Source organism: Klenkia sp. PcliD-1-E, assembly GCF_024124375.1.
Lineage (GTDB): Bacteria > Actinomycetota > Actinomycetes > Mycobacteriales > Geodermatophilaceae > Klenkia.
This window is the reverse complement of the sequence record NZ_JAMXRZ010000192.1, coordinates 1-4,679: the sequence shown is the minus strand read 5'-3', so window position 1 is coordinate 4,679 and position 4,679 is coordinate 1. Positions and strand designations below refer to the sequence as shown.

At 76.6% G+C, this 4,679-nt stretch carries 5 protein-coding genes; 4 read left to right on the top strand and 1 reads right to left on the bottom strand.

What is annotated here, in order from left to right:
- A partial coding sequence (locus NH342_RS22030; RefSeq protein WP_253018341.1) for a PD-(D/E)XK nuclease family protein occupies positions 1–525 on the top strand: 525 nt, incomplete at its 5' end.
- A 19-nt stretch (positions 526–544) separates the two neighbouring features.
- On the opposite strand, the gene NH342_RS22025 is transcribed toward NH342_RS22030, so the two are convergent.
- Positions 545–1,378, bottom strand: coding sequence for an alpha/beta fold hydrolase (locus tag NH342_RS22025; protein WP_253018339.1), 834 nt, complete (start codon positions 1,376–1,378; stop codon positions 545–547).
- Positions 1,379–1,429: 51 nt separating this feature from the next.
- Between NH342_RS22025 and NH342_RS22020 the strand changes: the two genes are divergently transcribed.
- The 3 genes from NH342_RS22020 to NH342_RS23780 all read left to right on the top strand — a co-directional run.
- Positions 1,430–2,860 carry a M20/M25/M40 family metallo-hydrolase gene (locus NH342_RS22020; protein WP_253018337.1) on the top strand — a complete coding sequence of 477 codons (1,431 nt, stop codon included), beginning with the start codon at positions 1,430–1,432 and terminating at the stop codon, positions 2,858–2,860.
- Positions 2,861–2,869: 9 nt separating this feature from the next.
- Positions 2,870–4,507 (top strand): serine/threonine-protein kinase, encoded by a 1,638-nt coding sequence (locus NH342_RS22015; RefSeq protein ID WP_253018335.1) that lies wholly within the window; start codon positions 2,870–2,872, stop codon positions 4,505–4,507.
- On the top strand, positions 4,474–4,679 hold a 206-nt coding region (locus NH342_RS23780; RefSeq protein WP_308200728.1), incomplete at its 3' end, for a DUF2510 domain-containing protein. The genes NH342_RS22015 and NH342_RS23780, both read left to right, overlap by 34 nt.

The window sequence follows — 4,679 nt, the reverse complement described above, 5'->3', positions numbered from 1 at the left end:
CGGCGGCTGCGCCGTCCGCTGCCCGCCGCGCCCGCGCCGCTGGCCCGTCGCGGCACGGCCTTCCACCTGTGGCTGGAGCAGCGCTTCGGCACCTCCCGCCTGATCGACCTCGACGAGCTCCCCGGCTCCGGGGACGCGACCGCGGCACCCGACGAGGCGCTGGCCGCGCTCCAGGAGGCGTTCCTGGCCAGCCCGTGGGCGCAGCGGCAGCCGGTCGACGTGGAGGCGCCGTTCGAGACACCGCTGGGCCCGCTGACCCTGCGCGGCCGCATCGACGCCGTCTACGCCGACGGCGCCGGGGGGTACGAGGTCGTCGACTGGAAGACCGGGCCGGTCCCGGGGCCGGCCGAGCTGGCCGCGGCCGGGGTGCAGCTGGCCGCCTACCGGCTGGGCTGGTCCCGCCTGGTCGGCGTCCCGGTGGAGCAGGTCAGCGCCGGCTTCCACCACGTGCTGGCGGGGGTCACCCTGCGCCCGGTCGACCTGCTCGACGAGGCCGGGCTGGTGGCGCTGGTGAGCGGTGCATGAGACGGGCGCCGGGGCGGGCTCAGCCCGCCGCCACCCGGTCGAGCACCGCGGCGGCGAGCTCGCGCGGCGCGGTCTCGGGGATCCAGTGCGAGACGCCGGCCAGCTCCACGAACCGGTAGTCCCCGGTCACCTGGTCCGCGCAGGCCTCCGCGGCGGTGCGGCCGACGGCCATGTCCTGGTCGCTCCACACGTAGGTGGTCGGCACGTCGACCGGGTCCACCGGTGTCGAGGAGCTCATCGCGCGGTACCAGTCCAGCGCCGCGGTCAGGGCGCCCGGTGCGGACAGGTGGGCCACGTACTCCTCGACCGCCTCGGCCGGGACGTCGCCCAGGATGCGGCGCAGCCGCCGGGCGTCGTCCTCCAGCAGCACCCGCTCGGCCTTGTCCCGCTGCCAGAACAGCTTGATGTAGGCCGAGCGCTCCTTCTGCTCCGGGTCGGCGCGGTAGGCCAGCGTGTAGGCGGTCGGGTGCGGCACCGAGACCGCGGTCAGCGTGCGCACCCGGTCGGGGTGCCAGCCGGCCAGCGCCCAGGCCACGTTCGCACCCCAGTCGTGCCCGACGACGTCAGCGGTGGCCAGGTCCAGGGCGGTCATCAGGTCGGCGGTCACCGCGGCCAGCGCCGGCAGCGCGTAGGCGTCGGTCTCGCCGGGCCGGGCGCCGGGGGAGTAGCCCAGCTGGTCGGGGGCGTAGGTGCGCAGGCCGGCCTCGGCCAGCAGCGGCGTGACCGCCGACCAGGACAGCGACGTCTCCGGGAACCCGTGCAGGAGCAGCACGGGACGGCCGTCCTCGGGTCCGTCGGTCCGCACGTCGAAGACCAGGTCGCCGACGTCCACCTGCAGCAGGCCCGCGCTCATGCCCGCGAACGTAGCCCGGGCCCGCCCGGCGGGCGCGTTACGGTCGCCGGTGTGAGCACCAGCGTGAGCAACAACCCCGAACGCGACTTCGTCACCGGCCACCTCGACGACCTGCACGCCGACCTGGACGCCTGGCTGCGCATCCCGTCGATCTCGGCCGACCCGGCGCACGCCCCCGACGTCGCGGCCAGCGCCGAGTGGCTTGCCGGCGCGCTGCGCGGGGTGGGGTTCCCCGTCGTCGAGGTGTGGCCCACCGCCGGCGCACCCGCGGTCTACGCCGAGTGGCCATCCGCCGAGGCCGGTGCGCCGGTCGCCCTGGTCTACGGCCACCACGACGTGCAGCCGGTGACGCCCGAGGACGCCTGGACGCACCCGCCCTTCGAGCCCACCGTCGTCGACACCGACCGCGGGCCGGAGCTGCACGCCCGCGGCGCCATCGACGACAAGGGCAACGTCGCCTTCCACCTGCTCGGCATGCGCGCCCACCTGGCCGCCACCGGCCGCGACACCCCCGCGGTGACGGTCAAGCTGCTGGTCGAGGGCGAGGAGGAGTCCGGCTCGCCGCACTTCCGCGCCCTGCTCGAGGAACGCCGTGACCGGCTGGCCTGCGACGTGGTGGTGGTCAGCGACACCGGCATGGCCGCCCCCGACGTGCCCAGCGCGGTCACCGCGATGCGCGGCCTGGCCGACGCCGAGATCACCCTCCGCGGTCCCGGTGTGGACCTGCACTCGGGCTCCTTCGGCGGCGCGGTGCCCAACCCGCTGCACGCGATGGCCGCCCTGCTCGCCGCGCTGCACGACGACCAGGGCCGGGTCACGCTGCCCGGCTTCTACGACAAGGTCCGGCCGCTCACCGACCGCGAGCGCGAGCTGATGGGCCGGGTGCCCTTCGACGAGGCCGCCTGGCTGGCCGGCCCGGCCGCCTCGCGCACCGCCGCCGGCGAGGCCGGCTACAGCACCCTGGAGCGGATCGGCGCCCGGCCCACCGCCGAGGTCAACGGCATGTGGGGCGGCTACACCGGCCCGGGGCACAAGACCATCGTCCCGGCCGAGGCGCACGCCAAGGTGACCTTCCGGCTGGTCGCCGACCAGGTCCCCGCCGACCTCGCCGACCAGGTCCGCGCCTGGGTCGAGGCGAACGTCCCCGAGGGCATCGAGGCCGACGTGCACGTGCCGCCGGGCGGCGTGAGCCCCTGCGCCAGCGACCTGGACCACCCGGCGATGGCCGCGCTGCTGACCTCCATCGGGCAGGCCTTCGACCGCGCCGCCGACGACGTGCTGTTCACCCGCGAGGGCGGCAGCGGCCCCGAGGCCGACCTGGTCGACGTCCTCGGCGCCCCGCTGCTGTTCCTCGGCGTCGGGTTGCCCACCGACCGCATCCACGCCCCCAACGAGCGGGTGCTGCTGCCGATGCTGCACCGCGGCGCCGAAGCGGCTGCGCACCTGTGGCGCGAGCTGGCCGCCGTGCCGTTCGCCCGCTGAGGGGCCGGCGTGGACGCGGGTGACACCTTCGGCCCCTACCGGGTGCTCGGGGTGCTGGGCCGGGGCGGCATGGGCGAGGTGGTGCGGGCCCTGGACGCCGAGCACGAGCGCGAGGTCGCGCTGAAGGTCCTGCACCCGCAGTGGGCCGGCGACGAGTCCTACCGCGAACGCTTCCGCCGCGAGGCCAAGGTCGTGGCCCGGCTGCGCGAGCCGCACGTGGTGCCCATCCACCGCTACGGCGAGATCGACGGCCGGCTGTTCCTGGACATGCGGTTGGTCGAGGGCGAGGACCTGGCGACGCTGCTGCGCCGCACCGGAACGCTGGACGCCGCCCGCGCGGTCGACGTGGTCGGCCAGGTCGCCCGCGCCCTGGACGCCGCGCACGCCGACGGCCTGGTGCACCGCGACGTCAAGCCGTCCAACGTGCTGCTGGTCGCCCGGGCCGACGGCGGGGACCTCGCCGGCTCCCAGCCCGGGGACGACTTCGTCTACCTCGTCGACTTCGGCATCGCCCGGCCGGTGGGGGAGCAGACCGGGCCCTCGCTGACCGGCACCGGGCTGACCATCGGCAGCACCGAGTACATGGCCCCCGAACGGTTCCACGGTCGGGAGCTGTCCGCGGCCACCGACGTGTACTCGCTGGCGTGCGTGCTGTTCGAGGCGCTCACCGGCCGCCGGCCCTTCCCGCCCGGCGACGCGGTCAGCCAGATGTACTCCCACGTGAACGCCGCGCCGCCGCCACCCAGCCAGCTACGCCCCGGACTGCCGCAGATCCTGGACGGCGTCGTGCTGCGCGGGCTGGCCAAGGACCCCGCGCAGCGCTGGACGTCGGCGGGCGGCATGGCGGCCGCCGCCCGAGCCGCCCTCGGGGTCAGCGGCATCGAGGTCCCCCGGCCCGCCGAACGGCACCCCGGTCCCCACGGCACCGCCCCGACGGTCGTGGGCGGCGGGCACGAGGACGGCCGGCCGGTCACCGCGCTCGGACCGGCCCCCGCAGCCACCAGTGTGCAGCCACCGGCCTTCCCCGGCGCCCCGCCGTGGGCGCCCCGACCGGACCCGGGCCCGCCCCGCCGGCGAGGCCTGCAGGTCGGGGCCGCGGTGCTCGCCGTCCTCGCGGTCGGCCTCGGCACCTGGGCGGCGATCGCCACGGTCCGGGGCGGCCAGGCCCGGGCGGACCTCGCCGACGCCCGGCAGGCGCTGCTCGCCGTCGACCTGCCCCGCGACGTCGACCCCGCGTCCTGCACGCGCACCGACCCGGGCGAGGACGCACTGGTCGGGCTGGACTGCGGCGTCAGCCCCTCCTCCGACGGTCCCAGCAGCCAGTCCTTCACCCTCTACGGCTCCCCGGACGCGGCGGCGTCGGTCTTCGGCGACCTGGTCGCCCAGGACGGGCTGACCCAGATCGGCGACGCGGTCAGCGACTGCTCCAGCCTGGACGGTGACCAGGGCTGGGTGCGGTTGACCACCTTCGACGACCAGCAGGTCGGCCGGCTGTCCTGCTCGGTGGACGCCGACGGGTCCCCGCGGCTCACCTGGACCTGGGACGACCGGTCCGGCTACGCCTCGGTCCTCGGCCGGGGCGGGCAGCAGGGGCTGTCCGACCTGCTCTCCTGGTGGCGGGACAACGCCGACCGGGAGGACCTGTGAGCCCCGGACCGGCCCCCGCCGGCTACTACCCCGACCCGGACGGCGCGCCCGGGATGGTCCGCTGGTGGAACGGCGTGACCTGGTCCGACGTCACCACCCCCGCCGGGCCCGGCGTCACCACCGGGTTCGGCGAGGCCGCCCACCGGCCGCCGGCGCCCGCCGGGCAGCCCCC

Coding starts and splice junctions, on each gene's coding strand:
- NH342_RS22025 (WP_253018339.1), bottom strand. CDS start 1,378: ATGAGCGCGGGCCTGCTGCAGGTGGACGTCGGCGACCTGGTCTTCGAC.